A 17,486-nucleotide genomic window follows, 5' to 3' on the forward strand; every position below is an offset into this window, starting at 1 on the left:
TCTCGCTGCCTCCCTGCACAACCTCGGTATCCGGTTGTCCCAGCTGGGTCGCCACGCCGAGGCTCTGCCCCCGGCCGAGGAGGCCGTCACCATCCGGCGAGAGCTGGCCGCCACCTACCCCGCTCGCTACCGCCGCGATCTCGCTGCCTCCCTGATCAACCTCGGCATCCGGTTGTCCGAGTTGGGCCGCCACACCGAGGCTCTGCCCCCGACCGAAGAGGCCGTCACCATCCAGCGAGAGCTGGCCGCCACCTACCCCGACCGCTACCGCCCCGACCTCGCTGCCTCCCTGATCAACCTCGGCATCCGGTTGTCCGAGTTGGGCCGCCACACCGAAGCCGTCGCCCTGGCAAAGGAGGGTGTCGCCATGTACAAGACGTTAAACGGTCAAGATCCAGAGCGCTTCCAGGAGCCATACGCAGCGAGCAGGGAGCTTCTGCGGCTGCTCACTGAAATGGATCACCAGCAAGGTGCCGGGGGTACTTGAGTCAATGTACTTCGCAGCGTCGTGCAGGCCTGAGCTCCAATTGAAGAACGCTGGCCAGGTAGGTGACGGTTTCCAGGCACTATGCCGCTTGATAGGGCATCGCCATGGGCGGTTCATCTCCTCGTCGGCGGGCCTGTCCATGCCGGGCCGGGTGCCCGGGGTCGAGCCGTCCTTCGCGTGTTCCATGTTCCCGGTGACCTTCCTCGCGCGCTGCTTGCCCTACGTGCACAGGACGGCTTGACAATGGGTGCCTGCTCTGGCATCCGTTGCGGGGCCGGCGAGGAGATGAACCCCACCCCCCCACCACCTGCACCCTTGCGCGGGTCCCCTCATCTCCGAACTCGGCCGGGGTTTGGGGCAGCGCCCCAATGCTCTCCCGCATCTCTCCTTTCTCACTTCTTTGTCTTCTCCTGTGCCGTTCTCTGGTTCCTCGGCTCATGCCTGCTCATGGCCATGACCGTTCACCGATTGGAAGAGATCCCATCTGGCATCAGCCGCAATGCCGCCGTCTAAAGCCCACGCCGCTTGTCGGCGTGGTGCGCGCCGCCAACGGCGGGACCGGCCGAAGAGCCGCAGTCCGCCGGCGGGCGGGCGCGCGGTCCAACGGATTGACTCTTCGTCCGTGCGCTCTCATGAGTGCAGGCCGTGATGGCAACCTGGGCTGCGCTGTGCTCCCACTCCTCGACTCCTCCGCGGTGTCCCCGAAAGTAGCTCAAGCACACAGCCCCTCGCCGTCCGCACTTCCGGTGCATCGTCCATTCGGACCGCCATCCCCCGGATCGCTAAGGCCCCTCTCCGGAGCTTCCCTTTCCCATCCCCTCCCTCGGCTGGGCGCGGAGCTCTCCGCCGAAGGCGGCTTGATAACGAGAAGATAAGTTGCTTTCGATCACGATGCCGCCCGCGCCGTTACCGCGCGCCTTTGCGACCTGGCTCGCGGTGTTTCTGCCACTACTGCAGATGCCGCCGGCCTGTCCCGGCGTCATCCGCAACCCGCCGTCGCCCGCGTGAGCCGGTGGAGAGAGAAACACCGGACGCGGCGGTCTTGCTCGCTTGAATACGGAAAGACTCTGAGTGGTGATGAGGTCGTCTAGGCTGCGTTGATGACTTTCAGGGCATCTTTGGCGGGGACGGCCCGAAGAGCGTTTCCTGATTGGTATATGCCATATCTCGTATTTGAGCTTCAGTTAGGCCCCTGACTCCGCGTAAATCCGCGCCGCTTAGGTTCGTCCTTCTGAGATCGGCATCGCTCAGATCGGTTTCAATGAGTAAGGCGCCGCCAAGGTCGGCATCAGTTAGTTTTGCGCGGGTCGGATTGGCGTATTGGAAATCCGCCCATCTCCCCGTGATGTGTGTCAGATCCGCAGAGGTGAAATTTGTCCCACGCAGGTTTGCATTTGTTAGTTCCGCTCCGTTTAGATGGGCGTCGATTGCTTGCGCATTTGAAAGTGTGGCACTGTAAAGAAATGAATGTTCGAGATTTGCCGAGGTGAGCAGTCCGTTGGTCATGTTCACCTTGGTGAGGTTAGAGTTGTGTAAATCCTTCTGGATCAAGTCCACGTGCTCTAGGTGGGCTCCGCTAATATCGAATCCAACTCTATCTAGTGCTATGTTACGTCGGCCCACGGAGGTGATCGCGGCCTGAATGTCCGTGGCCATTCTGACCTGCGCCTGTGAAGATTGAGGGTCACTAGAGTGTTCGCGAATAAATGCTGCGAGGACGTCGTAGATGGTCTGATGGTCGCGAACGGAGTCCTGGGCTAGGCGTTCGAGGGCGTAGATGCCGCCGATGCGGATATCGAGTTTGTCTGATCCGAGCTGCTCGACGGCTTTAGTGTATCGATCGGTGATCTGGCCGTCCTGAGTTGAGTTGAAAGATCGCGCTGTGTAGACAAGGCCGCCTGCAGTGAATAGCACACTGGCGATTACGCCGATAGACGTTATTGCGTGCCAAGGCCTTTGACGGCGGGCGTCGTATAACTCCTGCCGTTCCTTGACGCTTAGCGTGTCCAGTTCGGCCTGGGTGGGTGGCGTGACTGTGGGCCGTCGCTCAAACCAGCGGCGTCGGCCCGGAGCTTGGGATGAGCCTTTGTGGAGCGACTGATCTGCGGCCGTTTGAACATCATGCGACGCAGTTGAACCGACGGCGGAAGCGGCCTCGTCAGGAGTTTCGGTGGCCATGATGGGACGGTACGTCCCGTCGCGGCGTTGCCGTCGGTCCTCATGCGGTCACGTGTTAACGATCCGGTGTAGGTCGGCACCACCGTCAGACCTGGTCCAGACGAGTTCGAAGCTGGCCAGATAGGTGCCGGCGGCGCCTTGCTCATCCGCGCGTAGGTGGATGACTGGCGCTTGAGCTGCTGGTGTGCCGTAGGCGTGGACGTTGACGAGCAGGTTGTTGTCCGCACGATAGAGCGAGTTGTAGAGCACGGTTCGATGTAGGCGGATCTCGACGCCCTCGACGCTCAGGAGTGGGCGGCAGAGGGTGAGCGCGTTCCTGATCCGGGCCCTCATGACATCCGGACCGATGCCTTCCTCGGTCCCTCGGGTAGCCGTCTCGGGACTGTCTGGATCGCCAAGAAGGATGCGGACGCTCACGCCAGCTCGGGCGCGCGCCGCCAGAAGGCGGATCATCCCGGTGTCCTCGGCAAGAAACAGGCTGCTGTACCCAAGGATGCCGATCTCCTTGGCTGCGCCCTCGAACAGCCGGCGCCAGACATTGTGCGGAACCGCCCAGCGGTGGGCGTACACAGCTTGCACGTCCTTCGAGATGGCTCGGCGGTGCTGGGGGATGTCCGGCCAAAGGTCTGCTTCGTCGACCTGAAGGAAGTCGGCGATGGCCCAGCGATGCCGCGGGTAGGGGACGCGGCCCTTGAGCCAACGGGTAACGGTCTTGGGATCGACGGCGAGGGCTGCTGCGATATCGACGGCTTGGAGTCGGGCTGTTGCGAGGGCGTGCCGGAGGTTTTCGCTCACGGGGCCTCCTGGGGGTGTCGGCTCTGCCAGCGAAGTTAGCACAAGACGTCCCTAGACGTCCCTAAGTTGTGGTGTAGAGGTTCCGCTCCACATCGGAGGCTCAGTCGAGCGGGTGAACAGAAACGCCCTGCTCATCGAGTCGAAGGAGCATCCCCGGTGAACACCATTCGTCAACAGCAGCGGGCCTATCAACAGGACCTCCTGACAGACCTACAGGCAATGCTTCAGGCGCGTGAGATGACGACGGTTCTGACCGCTGATCAGTACGGGCGCCCGGCGCTGGAGGTCATGGACAGCCGGTGCCGAATGCGTCGCATCTTCGTCCATCTCGCGTTCTTGTGGTTCTACTGGGGAGATGAGCGCGACGAGCGTGTGACGTGCCTGCGCCTACCAGCCGCCGCCGATCGAATCGAGGCTGCGGCACGTGAGGGCTGGCGCGAAGGAGAACAGGGCGAACTCGGCATCGACCTGACCAAGATCCTCGATGCGCACCGCTCGTAACGTGCGTGAGGGACACCTGACAGGGTGGCGCGTCTATACGCAGATCGCCGACCGTGTTCGCGAGCGCATTCTCACTGGCTTGTATGCCGCCGGGGCCTCCTTGCCCTCAGAAACTGCCCTGTCGGCGGAGTTCCGGGTGGCTCGCAACACTGTGCGCCGCGCCTTGCGCACCTTGGAAGCGGACGGACTCATCGTGACGGCACCATCGAAGGGGCGGATCGTGAAACCCGAGGGGCAAGAGGTCACGGCCGTCTATCGGTATCAAGTGATCGCGGACGATCTCCGCCGTCAGATCGACCGGGGCGACCTCGCACCCGGAGACACGGTGCCCAGCGTGGCTGAACTTCGCTGGCTGTACGACACCTCCCGGAACACCGTCCGGCAAGCGCTCGCCGAGTTACAACAGGAGGGCTTGATCATGTCGAGGCCAGGAAAGCGGCGGTTCGTGCGCTCACGAGAGTGAGACGTCCTGGGACGTCTTTTCGTGCGCTCTAGGTCGGTTCACGGCGCGGCTGCCTATTGTCTATGGCGTGGGGCAAGCTGAGTGGGCGCACGACCTGGCCAAACAACTCCTAGCGGAGCCGCTTCCGCGGCGGTGGGCACACACGCAAGGGGTCGCCGCGCGTGCCATGTCGCTCGCCCCGGTCCTCGGCGAGGAGACGGACAAGCTAATTGCCGCGGCGTACCTGCATGACATCGGATATTCGCCTGACCTGGTCGACACCGGGTTCCATCCCCTGGACGGGGCGCGCTACCTGCGTGACGTGGCGAACGCCGATGACACGCTCTGCCGCCTGGTGGCCCATCACTCCTGCGCCGTGAACGAGGCGACCGAACGCGACCTTTACGACGCTCTAGCCGCTGAGTTCGACGAGGAACGCCCTGAACTCGTCGAAGCGCTGACCTACTGCGACATGACCACCGGCCCAGACGGAACGCACCTCGACGTCACGGAACGACTGGCCGAGATCCATTCCCGCTACGGTCCCGAGCATCTGGTCAGCCGCTCAATCACCGCTTCGACGCCATGCATCCTGGCGGCCGTCCGAGCAGTAGAAAGCGCGCTGGCCTCGCCTGAGGTATGACCGGCGATCAGGAACGGCAAGATGGTCCCGTGCGACTCCCTCACCCGATGATCCCGAAATGACGGCAGCCGCTGACCTCTACGTCAAACCCGGGCAGCGGTACTTGGAACTCCTTCGCGGCAACTTCCTAGAGCTGCCAGAGGACGACCGTTCCCAGTTCGGCCGCGAGTTGGCTACCTTGTCGCGGCAGATCAGCGACTCGGAACTCGCGCTGCTCCTAGTCGGTGAATGGCGCTGCCGGCTCACAGCCGCCTGGCTGATCGGCGTGGATCGTCGGACGCAATTTCGTGACCATCTCAGCGCGATGCTGCTGGACAGTGAAGCCGTCTATTCAGGCCAGGGCTACTGCTTCGTATTCGCCCGATTCTCCAACGAATCCGCCGCGGCATCCCTCGTTGCATACCTGGACCGCTATCTCCCCGACCCTGACTGCCATTACGACCAAGCGTGGGCGATGGGGGCGCTCCTGCGTCTCGACCAGATGCTCAGCACCAACCACGCGGACCGCTACCTCACGCCGGGAGGCCTCTGGGCGAAATCGGCCATGAAAGGGCGGGATCCGGCGGAGCTGAAGGAGATGATGGACGACCTCTGTTCATTCGCCGAGGCCATCACCGTGTGATCTCCCGTCAACATGCACGGCGGGCTCTCCGGACGAGGCAATAGCCGGCCCGCAGCCAACTCCTGTGACGCCATCACAGTCGCTGCGACCAACCAGGCCTTCAACGACGGCCTAGCTGTTGAAGGAGTCCTCGTAGGCTTTGCGGATCTTGGTGCCGCCGTACTGTCCCGGAGGAATGCATACCGGGCATCCGCAGGGCGGCTTACCGTGTGCGTTGGGCATGTAGCGCCATCCGGTCACCTGGTTCACTCGCCGAACCCGGTGGATCTCCCTGACCTGGATAGGCCGGGGGACGAACAGTTCGTATCCGCGGGCGTCCTCCTGCTGCGCCACGAGAGCGGCGGCCTCTGCACTGGCAAGTCGAACGGGGTCGGAGTTGTAGTGGCCGACCCACACCATCTCGTCGTCGGGGATACGGAAGTGCACGGCGACGAAGGTGCGCTGACCGCCGCGCCGCAGCTCACGCCCCCACTGGTAGGTCATCTGGTAGGAGGGCAACACCGGCACGCAGTAAACGCCTGTCCCGCCGCCACGCCCGTGACTTTCCGCGCGAATCCCGACGCGTCGCACGGAGCGGATGTTCTTGGCTGCGGTGAGGTGCACAAGCAAGGTCATTGGTTCGCCTTCGTGCTCGGCAAGGGCTTATCCGATGTACGGCAGGGCCGTGCCGGTGAGGTAATGGCCGATTCGAAGGGCCATCGAGCGGTCCATCGGCAACGCTTTGACCTCGTCACGGGGCACCCACCGCACCTCGGTCGACTCGCTGCTCGGGGTGGGCTCGCCGCTGAGCGCACGGGCAGTGAGCACGATGGAGAACTCCTGTCGGGCTTCGCCGTTACTGGTGTAGAGGATCACGTGCTTGGGGTCGGTGTAGGTGCCGACGATCCCGGTGATCTCGCAGGTAATGCCGGTCTCTTCGAGGGTCTCGCGTACGGCTGCCGCGGGGAGGGACTCGCCGAGGTCGATCGCGCCGCCGGGGACGGCCCAGTTGTCGTTGTCGCTGCGGCGGATCATGAGGATGTCGCCGGCGTCGTTGGTGACGACGACGTTGACGGATGGAACCAGGCTGTTTGCGGCGGGGGCTTTGGGGTCGTCGTAGAAGTCCATCCGGCGTGCCATAGATCAGGACTCTATCGGGGTGGCCTGGTCCCACACCTTCTCGAAGCTGTCGACGTAGGTGCTGACCATGTCGCCACCGATGACTCTCCGCAGGTGCAGCACGGGTGCGTTGCCGGCGGGCGTGCCGTACACGTGGGTGTTGACGAGGAGCTGGTCGTCCCCGCGGTAGATCGAGTTGTACAGCACGGTGCGATGGAGCCGGATCTCAACGTTCTTCCGTCCTCGGATCGGCTTGTAGAGGACGAGGACGTTGCGGATTCGGGCGGCCATGCCGTCGTCAATGCCCTCGTCCGCTCCGCGCTGGGCCACCTCGGAGCTATTCGGGTCGCCGAGCAGGATTCGCACCCGTACCCCTGCAGCAGCTTTCTCGCTGAGCATGCGGACGATGCCGGCGTCGTCGGCGAGGAACAGGCCGCTGTAGACGAGGATTCCGATCTCCTCGTCGGCCTGAGCGAATAGACGTCCCCATGCGTCCCTGGGGACGGCCCAGCGGTGCGGGTAGACGGTGACGATCTCGCTCTCGGATGCGGACGCGACCTGTTCCCGAGTCAACGCCTCCGGCCACAGATAACTCTCGTCCGTTCCCAGGTGAGCGGCGACGGCGTACCGGTGCTTTCGATACGGCGCGCGGCCTTTGGTGATCCACCGCTCGACCGTCTTGGGGTCCACCTGGATCGCATCCGCCAGCTCCGCGATGCTCACCCCGCGCTCCAATAGAACCGCGCGCAGTCGCTCGTTGGCCATCTCACCTGCCACGTTCGGGGACGTCCAGGGACGTGGCAATCCTAGACGGGACGTCTTGAACATGTCCCGTCCTGTAGTGATCTCGTCCTGCCTCTTGGCCGCACTCTCGGTGTCGTACGCCCCACCGACTGCGACGAAAGGACAGGTGATCATGACAGACACAACCATCACCACACCCGATGAGACCCCCGGATGCGAGTGCGGCGCCCTCCTCGATGACGGGCAGACCCACTGCCGCAAATGCCTCGCCCGGGACCGCTGGGCCCGCCGTCAGACCGCCCGCCTGCGGGCCCAGCGCCGCCGCGGCGCGACCCGGCGCCCTCCGCGCGACCCCCACACCGCAGCCGCAAGGGGAGTGAGCTGGGCATGAGTTCGCTTCCCCTGATCATCGCCCTCGTGCTGGCCGGCGGGATGCTCGTCGGCTACATCGCGGTCCTCGTTGGCATCAAGCGGGAGGACAAGGCGATGAGCCTCACATCCGCCCCGGACGGCCAGTCGGCCCGGCTTGCCCGGCACGTCACCGGGTTGCACGTCCGCGGCGGCGGCCCTACTGGTCGGATCGCTCCGAAAGCGTCGACTCGACCCGGGCGAGCCGCTGCGACAAGTCCCGTACGGCGGTGCGTAGCTCGATGACCTCGCTGACCAGATCCACCGCCGTCACCTGCCCCGACTCGCTGGACTCTTCGTCCCGGACGAAGACGCCCTTGCCTTGCTGGCCGATGAGCAGGCCCTCGTTCCGGAGGATCCCAACCGCCATCTTCACCACGCTCAGCGATGCGTCGTACTGCTCGGCAAGCTGCGCGGTCGACGGCAAGGGGGCCCCAGGCGCGAGGGATCCGCCGCGGACCTGCTCGCGCAGATCGTCGGCGATCTGGAGATAGGCGGGCCGCCCCGTCTTCTTGACCATGCACCCTCTTCCGCTGCTGGCGCCCCTATCTCACCACGGACAAGCAACCAAGCCAACCAAGGCCATTGACAACCAGGCCAACTAGGTTAACTATGTTGGTCGCGAGCTTAAGGAGGTCACCACATGCGCACCATCCCGATCCCGGTCGATGTGACCAAGCTGCAGTTCGTCTGCGTCCGCGCACCCCGGCCGCGGATCCTCAACCAGGACACCGGCGAGATCAAGACCGACAAGAACGGCCAGACCGTCTACGAGATCGTCATGTCCGTCGAAGACGAACTCGGCCGGATCGAACTCGTCAAGGTCAGCACCTCGGGCGAACCTCAGGTCGCCGCCGGCCAGGACGTCACCCCGGTCAACCTCGTCGGCTACGCCTGGGAGATCTCCCGCGGCGGCGACACCCGGTGGGGCATCAGCTACCGGGCCGCCTCGATCGTCCCCGCGGGGATGAACGCCCTTGCCTGACACCCTGTGGACGACGCTCGGAGCCCTGGCCGCCCTGGCGGCCGGGCTCTGGGCCTGGCGCCGCTACCACTACCCGTCGTTCTGGCTGGTCATCGGCTTCCCGCTGATGGCCATCACCATCCGCGCCTCCTGGCGCACTGTCGCCGGCGGCTGCGGCCTGACCAAGAAGCGGCAACGCTTCTGGTTCACCACCAATCCCCGCCTGATCGCCTCGACCGGCCTCGTCAAAGTACGGCGGCGCTTCCAACGGGTCGCTGTCGACACCAAACCCTTCATGTGGCTACCCCGGCCGACTCGGCACGGCTGGCGCGTCACCCTCCACACCCTGGAGGGGCAGATCCCCGCCGACTACGCCCAAGTGGCCGAACGGCTCGCGCACTCCTGGGGCGTCCACGCCGTCCGCGTCTCTTCACCCCGTCCCGGCCGCGTCGTCCTGGCCGCGACCATGCGCGACCCCCTCATCCGCCTCGACCACGTCCCGTCCTCGGGCGAACTCCTCAAAGTCACCATCGGCAAGCTGGAGACCGGCGGACTGTGGACCATCGACTTCCGGACCGTTCCGCACTGGCTCAACGCCGGCGCCACCCAATCCGGCAAGTCCAACTTGGCCAACGTGCTGATCGTCGGGCTGGCTCCGCAGCCGGTGGCGCTGGTCGGCTTCGACCTCAAAGGCGGAGTCGAGTTCACCCCTTACGCGCCACGCCTATCCGCGCTGGCCACCACCCGCGCCGAATCGGTCGGTCTGCTGGATGACCTGGTCACGCTGATGGTCGACCGCATGGCGCTGTGCCGTACGGCCGGTGCCCGCAACATCTGGCAACTCCCCGACGCGGCCCGCCCCGTCCCGGTAGTGGTGCTGGTCGACGAGCTGGCCGAGCTGTACCTGATGGCCGACAAGTCCGAGAAAGACGAGATCGCCAAAACCTCGACTGCGTTGTTGCGGGTGGCGCAGCTCGGGCGGGCGTTCGGGATCTACCTGTTCTGCTCCGGTCAGCGCATCGGCTCCGACCTCGGCCCCGGCGTCACCGCGCTCCGCGCACAGTGCTCGGGACGGATCTGTCACCGGGTCAACGACCCCGAAACCGCGACCATGACCCTCGGCGACCTTGACCCCGATGCGCTCGTCTCCGCACGGGCCATCCCCGCCGAAACGCCAGGCGTCGCGATCGTCGCAAGCCAGGACGGCCAGTGGTACCGCGCCCGGTCCTTCTATGTCTCCGAGCAGGCCGCCGAACACGCCGCCGCCACCTACGCGGACCGCAATCCGTCCTGGGACGAGATCACCCGTCCCGGACGGTCCTCCGAGGTGACCGAGACCGACCTGTCCGAACTCCTCACCACCTGACCGACAGAAGGGAGGGAACGATGCGACGCCTCGCCTCATGGCTGCTCGACACCGGGCCGGTCCTCATCCTGGCCGCTATCGCGGGGGCCGGATCGTTCACCCACATCCGCGACACCGCCACCGACCACGGGCAAACCGGCTGGATGTCGTGGGCCGTAGCCGTGTGCGTCGACCTCACCTGCGTCATGGCCGCTCGCGAACGCCAACGCGACAAGAAGACCGGACGCAAGCGGACCGGCCTCACGTCCTGGCCCACTCTCGTCCTCGTCGCTGGGATTGTCCTGTCCCTGGCCGCCAACCTCCAGCAAGCCGAACCCACCATCTGGGGACGCCTCACCGCCGCCGTCCCCGCCAGCGCCTTCCTCATCGCCGTCTCCATGCTCGAACGCCGCGCAACCGCGCCCCGCCTCGAACCATCCCGGGAACCCGCGGCTGCGGTCGCCCTGGCATCGTCCCCGGTCACCGCGCAGCCGTTCGCGTTCGTCCCCGCCTCGTCCTCATCGGTAGGCGCGCCGTCCTCCGTCCCCGCCACCGTCCCGACGGCTGAGGACGACAAGGACGTAAGGACGCAACCGGCAGGACCGTCCCCAACGCTCATCGACTACGCCCGCCGCATCGCCGACGACCACCACGCCAAGCACGGCAAACCCATCACCCGCGATCTACTCCGCTCCCGCCTCGGCGTGTCCAACCAACTCGCCTCCGACCTACTCCGCACGCTCCGCGCAGCGCAGGAACTCACCTGATGAAAGGAGGTGATGCACGTGGACGACACCGAGCAGGCTTCAGCTCCGGAGACCTCGCCGGTCACGCCTCTGCGGTGGCAGTGCTGTCACTGCGGCGGAGGGGGTCTGGACTCCTACGGCGAGACCTGCCGCCACTGCGACGGGCTCGGCCTCTGCTGACCCTGTAAGCGCCCCCGGCCTGGCCGCACATCCGCCAAGACACACGCCAGGTCGGGGGCCATCCCTCCACCCCAACGAGTGAAAGGAGGACACCATCTTGCCCGCATCCACCCCCAACGCGCACGCAATCCACGGTGCGATCACCCGCCTGAACGACCCCAACTATCCCCGCTGGGCATCCCAGATCCGGCGCACGGGCGGCTGCCGACAGCCGATCCACCTCCGCGGCAAGGTCGAACACTGGGACACCGCCACCGGCACCCTGCTCCACCGCTACAGCACCCGCCTCGAACCGGACGGCGTCCTCCGCGTTCCCTGCAAAACCCGACGCGCCTCCCGCTGCCCGTCCTGCGCCGAGACCTACCGCGCCGACACCTACCACCTCATCCGCGCCGGCCTCGTCGGCGGCAAAGGCGTCCCCGCCACCGTGACCGCACACCCGTGCCTGTTCGTCACCCTCACCGCACCATCCTTCGGCGCCGTCCACAGCCGCCGCGAACGCAAGAACAAGGTCCTTCCTTGTCACCCCCGCCGTGACGCCACTCCTTGCGCACACGGGGCCGTCCCGTCATGTACGGCACGGCACAGGCCTGGTTCGGAATGTCTCGGCGAACCGCTCTGCCCCGGCTGCTACGACTACACCGGCTCGGTCCTGTTCAACGCCGTCGCGCCCCTGCTGTGGAAACGCTTTACTGACGCACTGCGCCGTCGCCTCGCCAAAAGCGGTGGTCTGACTCTCCGGGACATGCGCGAACAGCTCATCGTCTCCTTCGCCAAAGTCGCCGAATATCAGAAGCGTGGTGTCGTCCACTTCCACGCCGTCATCCGGCTCGACGGCCCAGGAGGTCCCGGACTCACCCCTCCCGAGTGGGCTGCGACGGACGTCCTGGCGCAAGCCGTACAGCACGCAGCTGGCGCCGTCACCGCTACCGTCCCCGCGGCTGCCGGGAACCCTCCGCGTGTCCTGCGATGGGGCCGTGAGGTCGACATCCGCCCCATCACCCTCCGGGGTGACCTCACGGAACAGGCCGTGGCCGGCTACATCGCCAAGTACGCCACCAAAGCGGCCGAATGCGTCGGCACCCTCGACCGGCGCATCGTCCCCACCGAAAACCTGGCGCTACTACCCGTCCGCGACCACGCACGCCAGCTCATCGGCGAATGCCTCCGCCTCGGCGCCGTCCGCAGGCTGGCCGACCTCCGGCTCACCCACTGGGCACACATGCTCGGCTTCGGCGGCCACTTCTCCACCCGAAGCCGCCGCTTCTCCACCACCCTCGGCGACATCCGCGCCGACCGCACAGAACACGCCCGCACCGAAGCCATCTCCACCGGCCGCCTGCCGCTCTTCGACGAAGACATTGCCCATGTCGTCAGCGACTGGCACTACGCCGGACGCGGCTTCACACCCGGCGACGCGCTCCTCGCAGCCTCCATCACTAGAGGTGCTATTTCGTCTCCGGCTGGCGGGGGTGGTGCGTGATGCCTCGCGACGAAATGCTGACGGTGCCTCAGGTGCTGGCCGAACTGAATGGCGTCTCGCTTCGCACCTTCTATCGGTGGCGCGAGCTCGGTAAGGCACCCGTCTGTGTCCAATACCCGAACAACAAGCTTAGGGTACGACGGAGCGATCTTGACGCCTGGCTCGATGCACGCAGGGAGGCGTCGTGACGACCAGCTATGACGTCCGCTTCTGGGATACGCGGCGGAACGCCTCCAGCAAGAAGCCGTCATATGAAGCCCGATGGAAGGTCGGCGGCAAGGCGAAGTCGAAGACATTTCGTACCAAAGCGCTTGCCGACAACTTCCTGTCCGACTTGCGGCAAGCGGCCAAGGTGGGGGAGGCATTCGACGTCGTCACGGGCCTTCCGCTCTCGATGCTCGCAGCGGAGAACTCGAAGCCGGTGGGCCCCACCTTCCTGGAGTTCGTGCAGTCGTACCTCATGAGCCGTTGGCGGAGCACGGCCGCCAGGACCCGTGAGACAGACGCCTACGCCATGCTCTCGCTGGTTCCCGCTCTTGTAGCCGACCTGCCGAGTCGGCCGAGTGATTCGGAGATCCGCGATGTTCTCCGCAGCCACGCGCTCCTTCCGGAGGGAAGGCGCGCCGATCTGACCAACAGGCAGGCTGTCACGCTCCGCTGGCTGGAGAAGGCGTCACTCCCGATGTCGGATCTACGGGAAGCTCGCTTGCTCCGCATCGCCCTCGACGCCATCGCAGAGACCTTCGCGGGCAAAGTAGCCGGGGCGAACACAGTCCGGCGTAAGCGAGCTGTCTTCCACCATCTCCTTGAGCAAGCAGTAGAGCAAAAGCTCTTTGTGAGTAACCCGCTCGATGAGATCAAGTGGACGGCGCCCAAGGCTGTCACCGCTGTCGATCCTCGTACGGTCGTCAACCCTGCGCAGGCGCGGGAGCTGCTGGATGCCGTATCCATGGTCGGTCGCAAACGCGGTCCGCGGCTCAAAGCCCTCTTCGCATGCATGTACTACGCCGCCCTGCGCCCAGAGGAAGCGAGCGACCTGCGTGTGAAGAACTGCACGCTGCCACGCGCGGGATGGGGATTGATCATCCTGGAAATGGCGCGTCCTCAAAGCACCAAGCGATGGACGAACACTGGGGAGACCCACGAGCCGAGAAGCCTGAAGCATCGTGCGGTTAAGGAGACGCGAGAGATTCCCATCCCGCCCGCCCTCGTCGACGTCCTTCGCACACACGTCGAGGAGTACGGCACGGCGGACGATGGCAGACTCTTCCGCACCAGCTCGGGCGGGTCCTACTCCAGTTCCGCTCACTCCCGCGTCTGGCAAGAAGCCCGCAAACTTGCCCTCACGCCGACCCAGGCTGCATCTCCGCTGGCGGCTCGGCCGTATGACCTGCGGCACGCGGCCGTGTCGCTATGGCTGAACGCGGGCGTCTCGCCGGCTGAGGTGGCCAAGCGCGCCGGTCACAGCGTGGATGTCCTGCTTCGGGTCTACGCCAAGTGCATGGATGGCCAGCAAGACAGCATCAATGGCAAGATCAATGAAGCGCTCGGGGCCTGATCTTTGCGAGCGAGCGGCCCTGGCGATGCTGGGGCCTTCGCTTGTCCACGCAGACTCCCGCTTTCTCGACAGCGGCCATGCTGGGAGTCGGCGAGGAAGGGACTCCCCGCAACTTTGCGACGAGTTAAGGCACTCCCCGCTTCGTAGCGAGAATCACGCACTGCTGCAAGAAACCGCCGAGTAAGCGCCCGCGCCGACGGTCAACTTCCAAGTGTCCACCCTGGATCCAGGCGGCCACATCGGCGGGCGTCCAGACCCTCTTAGAGGTCCTCACGAAATGATCTCCAGCGTATCCGCCCAGCAGTGATGATCGTTGATCTCGATGTGAGGAAGGGTGAACAGGTGCCGTGGATCGTGTCAGACGGCTTATGGAGCGGATCGAGCCGTTCCTGCGGCGCATCCGCCGAGGTCCGCGACGACATGCCCCCGTGTGGCAGAGCGGTGGCCGCCAGGGACGCTCTGACTGAAACCATGGTCAGGTGACTGATTCCCACAGCTTGTCGAGGTTCGCATCCGGATACACATCCGGCCGCCACTCGTGGGCATTCCCCAGGAAGAACCTGTACTCCTGGTGCTCGGCGAACCTGCGGCGCAGCAGGGCGGGATCAAGGCCAACCTGGCCAAGGAGCAGGGCACGCAACACCCAGCGCAACGAAAACGCAACGGTGAGGTATCGATCTACATCGCCGTCTTCCAGCCATCCGAGGTTCGTCTGGTGCGCGAAGTCGTTACGGGCTTCGTAGACGAGCTTCTTCCATCTCTTCGCGCGGCCGGTGATCCCCGGCACGAGCGTTTCAGCGTCGGCCGCGAGCTGATCGAGTCGTTGTCCGTAGCCGGGTTCATCCATATGACTGAGGAACCCTTTGACGGCATCGGCGGCGGATTCGTCGATCTCCTTGGCCGCCTTGGCCGCTGCCTCGCGGATCTCAACCGCAAGATCACGGGAGAAACGCTGCGCGTCAGGGAAGAGCCGCCGGTGCAGCCCTTCGGAAGTGGTGCCGAGGATCAGAACCTGGGTCTCCAGGGGGAGCGAGGTTGTGATGGCACTCACCACTACCGCGGGGAGAGGACCGAGGGTTTCGACACGATCCAACCACGCCCCGATCGCGGCGGGCGACAGGTCAGTGAGAGGCAGCAGGGGCTTGGACGAGAGGGTGAGGTCGGCACCATGCTGGGAAGGGCTGTGGACAGGCCACCACGGTGCATGCAGATGCTCCTGGACGGCGAACTCCATCACACCCACGGGGCGGGCAGTGGCGAGCTGCAGCAGGCTGACGAGCGGCTGCAGGTAGGTGCGCCCCAAGATGTGCAGTCCGGCTGGTGGTAGATCGGTGAGCACGAGTTGGGGTTCACCGGCGAAATCTTCCCAGGCCAATCGGCCCCCATTGCCTAGCTGCACGGGAGGGCTCGCGGTATCGGCCGCACGAGTGAGCGTCTGCAAGCGGACCCGAAGTCCTCTGAACTGGTGGTCGACGTTGTCCAGATGCGCGCCAACAACCGTGAAAATCCCCTCGAAGCGCTGCTCCTGCCTCTCGCGTGTCAGCCCACCGCTCCAGTTCGTGGACAGCGCTTCCAGGAGTGTGACGGGGATACCGCCCTCAAGCTCTCCATGGATCGTGACGACCCCGGAATCTGTCGACTCCGACGCGGAGGCGGCCGAGCCGTCGTTTGCCACCTGCATTTCGACGACCCCCGGAAAGCCGTAGAGGGAAGGCGACACCGTGATCGAAGGTGAAGCCTGCTTGGCAAGCCCGAGGTGTCCTGGGGAGCGGACGGACGAGTTGGTGGCCACCCAGAACGTGCCGTCGCGTGTATCCGTGCTGGACGTCACAGGTGTGATCACCTCTGAGGATTCGTTCATAACACTCTACAAAGACTGAAGTCGCGATTCTCGGACGCGGCCGGCGCCTCGACCTTGGCGGTGGTCGCCGCGCCGTACAGGTGAGGCAGGACCAACTCGTGGCAGGCACCCGCCGCCGCCATCATCTGTTGCCGACGCCTCACCCACTGATCATTGTGTTAGGAGTTCGTAGACGTCAATCCTCCAGGCCACGATCGTGATCCGACGGGCCGCGCAGGATGTTCACGGCTCCCTGCAGCGAGTCGTGACCGCCATTGCCCGTTCCCCAGTAGGACTTCATCGTCCTGACCACCCAGTCCGCCATGTCCTGTTCCGCAGCAACGGCGCGGGATCTATCGCCAGCCTCCTGGCCACGCTCCACCTATATGTGCCGATCGGGTCTTCCGTGTAATTTGAATACGTCTTGTACTTGTTTGGCCCAGAAGACGTAGGGCTCCTCGAAGCGGTAGCCAAGGTCCCTGGCCATCTCGTAGAAACCCAAGCCGGGTTCCTTGTCTCCGTGCTTATGCGTAACAATGGAGGTCAAAGCTGGCCGCCCGGCTTCATGCTCACCCGCGAAGACGGCGCCAAGCAGGTAGTTCATCAGAGAGGAATGAGGGTCAAGCCTAACTGCTGACACCTTGCTTGCGATCTCTCCGTACCAAGTCATGCGACGGTCATAGGCGGCGTCCAGGATGACCTCACGAACTTCACCCACAGCTGCGGCCCATTGTTCATCCGTGAGGCCGAACTGTGAACCGGATCGCCTCATTGACTTCCCCTGCCGTGCAGATACTAGCGATTCCGACCTTGGTCGAAATCTCCGACTGCCATGAGGATATACGGCTGGAATTCCTCTACGGAGACATATTGGCTACTTCGTAGCGTGTGCTACGTGGACGCTGACCGGCGTGAGCATGCAGGAGACGCAATCGCAAAACTTTGCAGCTAGCAGCCAACGACGCGCAGCTCAAAACGTTTCGTGCGAGCGTCGCCAGGGCGAGCTGGCTTCGCCATCCGAAAGCGCCACGCCCAAAGCAGAAGCACGTATTGAGGGTCTGCGCATCCACGCCCGACCTGGCAATTTGGGCTTGGTATGTCTGAGGAGCTACGGCAGGCACTGCCCTAGCTGGCGGTGTCGATGGTCAGCAGCGGCGGCCGCCGCGCGGGATGTGATCGACATTCCACGGGCTGCTCCTCGTACGGATTTTCACGCCACGGCCTGCGATCATGCCCCTGATTTCATCCCGCAGATATCCCGCAACCCCTGACATGGGGCTGCTTCCGATGGCCTACGGCTGCATCGAGGTGTGAGACCTCTCGGGGAAGAACTCCAGGTCAGAGCCTGGATCCCAAGGTCAAAAGAGTGCCCCCGGCAGGATTCGAACCTGCGGCACCCGCTTTAGGAGAGCGGTGCTCTATCCCCTGAGCTACGGAGGCGTGATGTGCTCT

General features: G+C 64.8%; 22 protein-coding genes and 1 tRNA gene. 13 read left to right on the top strand and 10 right to left on the bottom strand.

Features of this window, described 5'->3' with window-relative positions; translation table 11 throughout:
* Positions 1–487, top strand: a 487-nt coding sequence (locus Psi02_RS07610) for a tetratricopeptide repeat protein (protein WP_203972755.1), incomplete at its 5' end; no start/stop codon positions are given.
* Positions 488–1,594: 1,107 nt separating this feature from the next.
* Here Psi02_RS07610 and Psi02_RS07615 read toward each other — a convergent pair.
* Positions 1,595–2,665, bottom strand: a complete 1,071-nt coding sequence (locus Psi02_RS07615) for a pentapeptide repeat-containing protein (protein ID WP_203972756.1) — start codon at positions 2,663–2,665, stop codon at positions 1,595–1,597.
* A gap of 48 nt (positions 2,666–2,713) precedes the next feature.
* Positions 2,714–3,460 carry an XRE family transcriptional regulator gene (locus Psi02_RS07620; RefSeq protein ID WP_203972757.1) on the bottom strand — a complete coding sequence of 249 codons (747 nt, stop codon included), beginning with the start codon at positions 3,458–3,460 and terminating at the stop codon, positions 2,714–2,716.
* Positions 3,461–3,616: 156 nt separating this feature from the next.
* On the opposite strand from Psi02_RS07620, the gene Psi02_RS07625 reads away from it, so the two are divergent.
* From Psi02_RS07625 to Psi02_RS07640, 4 genes are all read left to right on the top strand, one after another.
* A complete protein-coding gene (locus tag Psi02_RS07625) occupies positions 3,617–3,961 on the top strand; it encodes a hypothetical protein (RefSeq protein WP_203972758.1) in 345 nt (114 codons plus the stop codon).
* Positions 3,945–4,424 (top strand): winged helix-turn-helix domain-containing protein, encoded by a 480-nt coding sequence (locus Psi02_RS07630; RefSeq protein ID WP_203972759.1) that lies wholly within the window; start codon positions 3,945–3,947, stop codon positions 4,422–4,424. Before Psi02_RS07625 ends, Psi02_RS07630 begins: the two co-directional genes overlap by 17 nt.
* A 67-nt stretch (positions 4,425–4,491) precedes the next feature.
* Entirely contained in the window at positions 4,492–5,046 is a 555-nt protein-coding gene (locus Psi02_RS07635; protein WP_275415156.1) for an HD domain-containing protein, read from the top strand.
* A 58-nt stretch (positions 5,047–5,104) separates the two neighbouring features.
* Positions 5,105–5,668, top strand: coding sequence for a DUF6000 family protein (locus Psi02_RS07640; protein ID WP_203972760.1), 564 nt, complete (start codon positions 5,105–5,107; stop codon positions 5,666–5,668).
* A 111-nt stretch (positions 5,669–5,779) separates the two neighbouring features.
* Here the strand turns inward: Psi02_RS07640 and Psi02_RS07645 are convergent, their stop codons facing one another.
* From Psi02_RS07645 to Psi02_RS07655, 3 genes are read right to left on the bottom strand one after another with little or no spacing between them, the layout of a single operon-like run.
* Complete coding sequence (locus Psi02_RS07645; RefSeq protein ID WP_203972761.1) at positions 5,780–6,283, bottom strand: hypothetical protein; 504 nt, start codon at positions 6,281–6,283, stop codon at positions 5,780–5,782.
* A gap of 27 nt (positions 6,284–6,310) precedes the next feature.
* The gene (locus Psi02_RS07650) at positions 6,311–6,787 is read right to left on the bottom strand and encodes an NUDIX hydrolase (RefSeq protein ID WP_203972762.1); all 477 of its coding nucleotides are present in this window, start codon (positions 6,785–6,787) and stop codon (positions 6,311–6,313) included.
* A 3-nt stretch (positions 6,788–6,790) separates the two neighbouring features.
* Positions 6,791–7,531, bottom strand: coding sequence for a DUF5919 domain-containing protein (locus Psi02_RS07655; protein ID WP_203972763.1), 741 nt, complete (start codon positions 7,529–7,531; stop codon positions 6,791–6,793).
* 151 nt (positions 7,532–7,682) lie between these two features.
* On the opposite strand from Psi02_RS07655, the gene Psi02_RS07660 reads away from it, so the two are divergent.
* Positions 7,683–7,901, top strand: coding sequence for a hypothetical protein (locus Psi02_RS07660; RefSeq protein ID WP_203972764.1), 219 nt, complete (start codon positions 7,683–7,685; stop codon positions 7,899–7,901).
* Between the two features lie 177 nt (positions 7,902–8,078).
* Here the strand turns inward: Psi02_RS07660 and Psi02_RS07665 are convergent, their stop codons facing one another.
* On the bottom strand, positions 8,079–8,438 hold the full coding sequence (locus Psi02_RS07665) for a GntR family transcriptional regulator (protein ID WP_203972765.1): 360 nt from the start codon (positions 8,436–8,438) through the stop codon (positions 8,079–8,081).
* A gap of 123 nt (positions 8,439–8,561) precedes the next feature.
* On the opposite strand from Psi02_RS07665, the gene Psi02_RS07670 reads away from it, so the two are divergent.
* From Psi02_RS07670 to Psi02_RS07700, 7 genes are all read left to right on the top strand, one after another.
* Entirely contained in the window at positions 8,562–8,903 is a 342-nt protein-coding gene (locus Psi02_RS07670) for an SCO3933 family regulatory protein (RefSeq protein ID WP_203972766.1), read from the top strand.
* Positions 8,896–10,248, top strand: a complete 1,353-nt coding sequence (locus tag Psi02_RS07675) for an FtsK/SpoIIIE domain-containing protein (protein WP_203972767.1) — start codon at positions 8,896–8,898, stop codon at positions 10,246–10,248. The genes Psi02_RS07670 and Psi02_RS07675 overlap by 8 nt, the downstream gene beginning before the upstream one ends.
* Before the next feature lie 20 nt (positions 10,249–10,268).
* Positions 10,269–10,994: a DUF2637 domain-containing protein gene (locus Psi02_RS07680; protein ID WP_203972768.1), complete on the top strand. Its 726-nt coding sequence runs from the start codon at positions 10,269–10,271 to the stop codon at positions 10,992–10,994.
* 18 nt (positions 10,995–11,012) lie between these two features.
* On the top strand, positions 11,013–11,153 hold the full coding sequence (locus Psi02_RS07685; RefSeq protein WP_203972769.1) for a hypothetical protein: 141 nt from the start codon (positions 11,013–11,015) through the stop codon (positions 11,151–11,153).
* A gap of 97 nt (positions 11,154–11,250) precedes the next feature.
* The gene (locus Psi02_RS07690; RefSeq protein WP_203972770.1) at positions 11,251–12,636 is read left to right on the top strand and encodes a replication initiator; all 1,386 of its coding nucleotides are present in this window, start codon (positions 11,251–11,253) and stop codon (positions 12,634–12,636) included.
* Positions 12,637–12,650: 14 nt separating this feature from the next.
* Positions 12,651–12,824, top strand: a complete 174-nt coding sequence (locus Psi02_RS07695; protein ID WP_308442221.1) for a helix-turn-helix transcriptional regulator — start codon at positions 12,651–12,653, stop codon at positions 12,822–12,824.
* A complete protein-coding gene (locus Psi02_RS07700; protein WP_203972772.1) occupies positions 12,821–14,194 on the top strand; it encodes a tyrosine-type recombinase/integrase in 1,374 nt (457 codons plus the stop codon). Before Psi02_RS07695 ends, Psi02_RS07700 begins: the two co-directional genes overlap by 4 nt.
* A gap of 475 nt (positions 14,195–14,669) precedes the next feature.
* Here Psi02_RS07700 and Psi02_RS07705 read toward each other — a convergent pair whose 3' ends face one another.
* From Psi02_RS07705 to Psi02_RS07715, 4 genes are all read right to left on the bottom strand, one after another.
* Positions 14,670–16,025 (bottom strand): HEPN domain-containing protein, encoded by a 1,356-nt coding sequence (locus Psi02_RS07705; RefSeq protein ID WP_203972773.1) that lies wholly within the window; start codon positions 16,023–16,025, stop codon positions 14,670–14,672.
* Between the two features lie 205 nt (positions 16,026–16,230).
* Positions 16,231–16,359, bottom strand: coding sequence for a hypothetical protein (locus Psi02_RS40660; protein ID WP_275415158.1), 129 nt, complete (start codon positions 16,357–16,359; stop codon positions 16,231–16,233).
* A gap of 57 nt (positions 16,360–16,416) precedes the next feature.
* Positions 16,417–16,806: a hypothetical protein gene (locus Psi02_RS07710; protein WP_203972774.1), complete on the bottom strand. Its 390-nt coding sequence runs from the start codon at positions 16,804–16,806 to the stop codon at positions 16,417–16,419.
* 595 nt (positions 16,807–17,401) lie between these two features.
* Positions 17,402–17,474 (bottom strand) — tRNA-Arg (locus Psi02_RS07715).
* Positions 17,475–17,486 lie beyond the last annotated feature (12 nt).

The organism is Planotetraspora silvatica (assembly GCF_016863315.1).
In the GTDB taxonomy this organism is placed as follows: domain Bacteria; phylum Actinomycetota; class Actinomycetes; order Streptosporangiales; family Streptosporangiaceae; genus Planotetraspora; species Planotetraspora silvatica.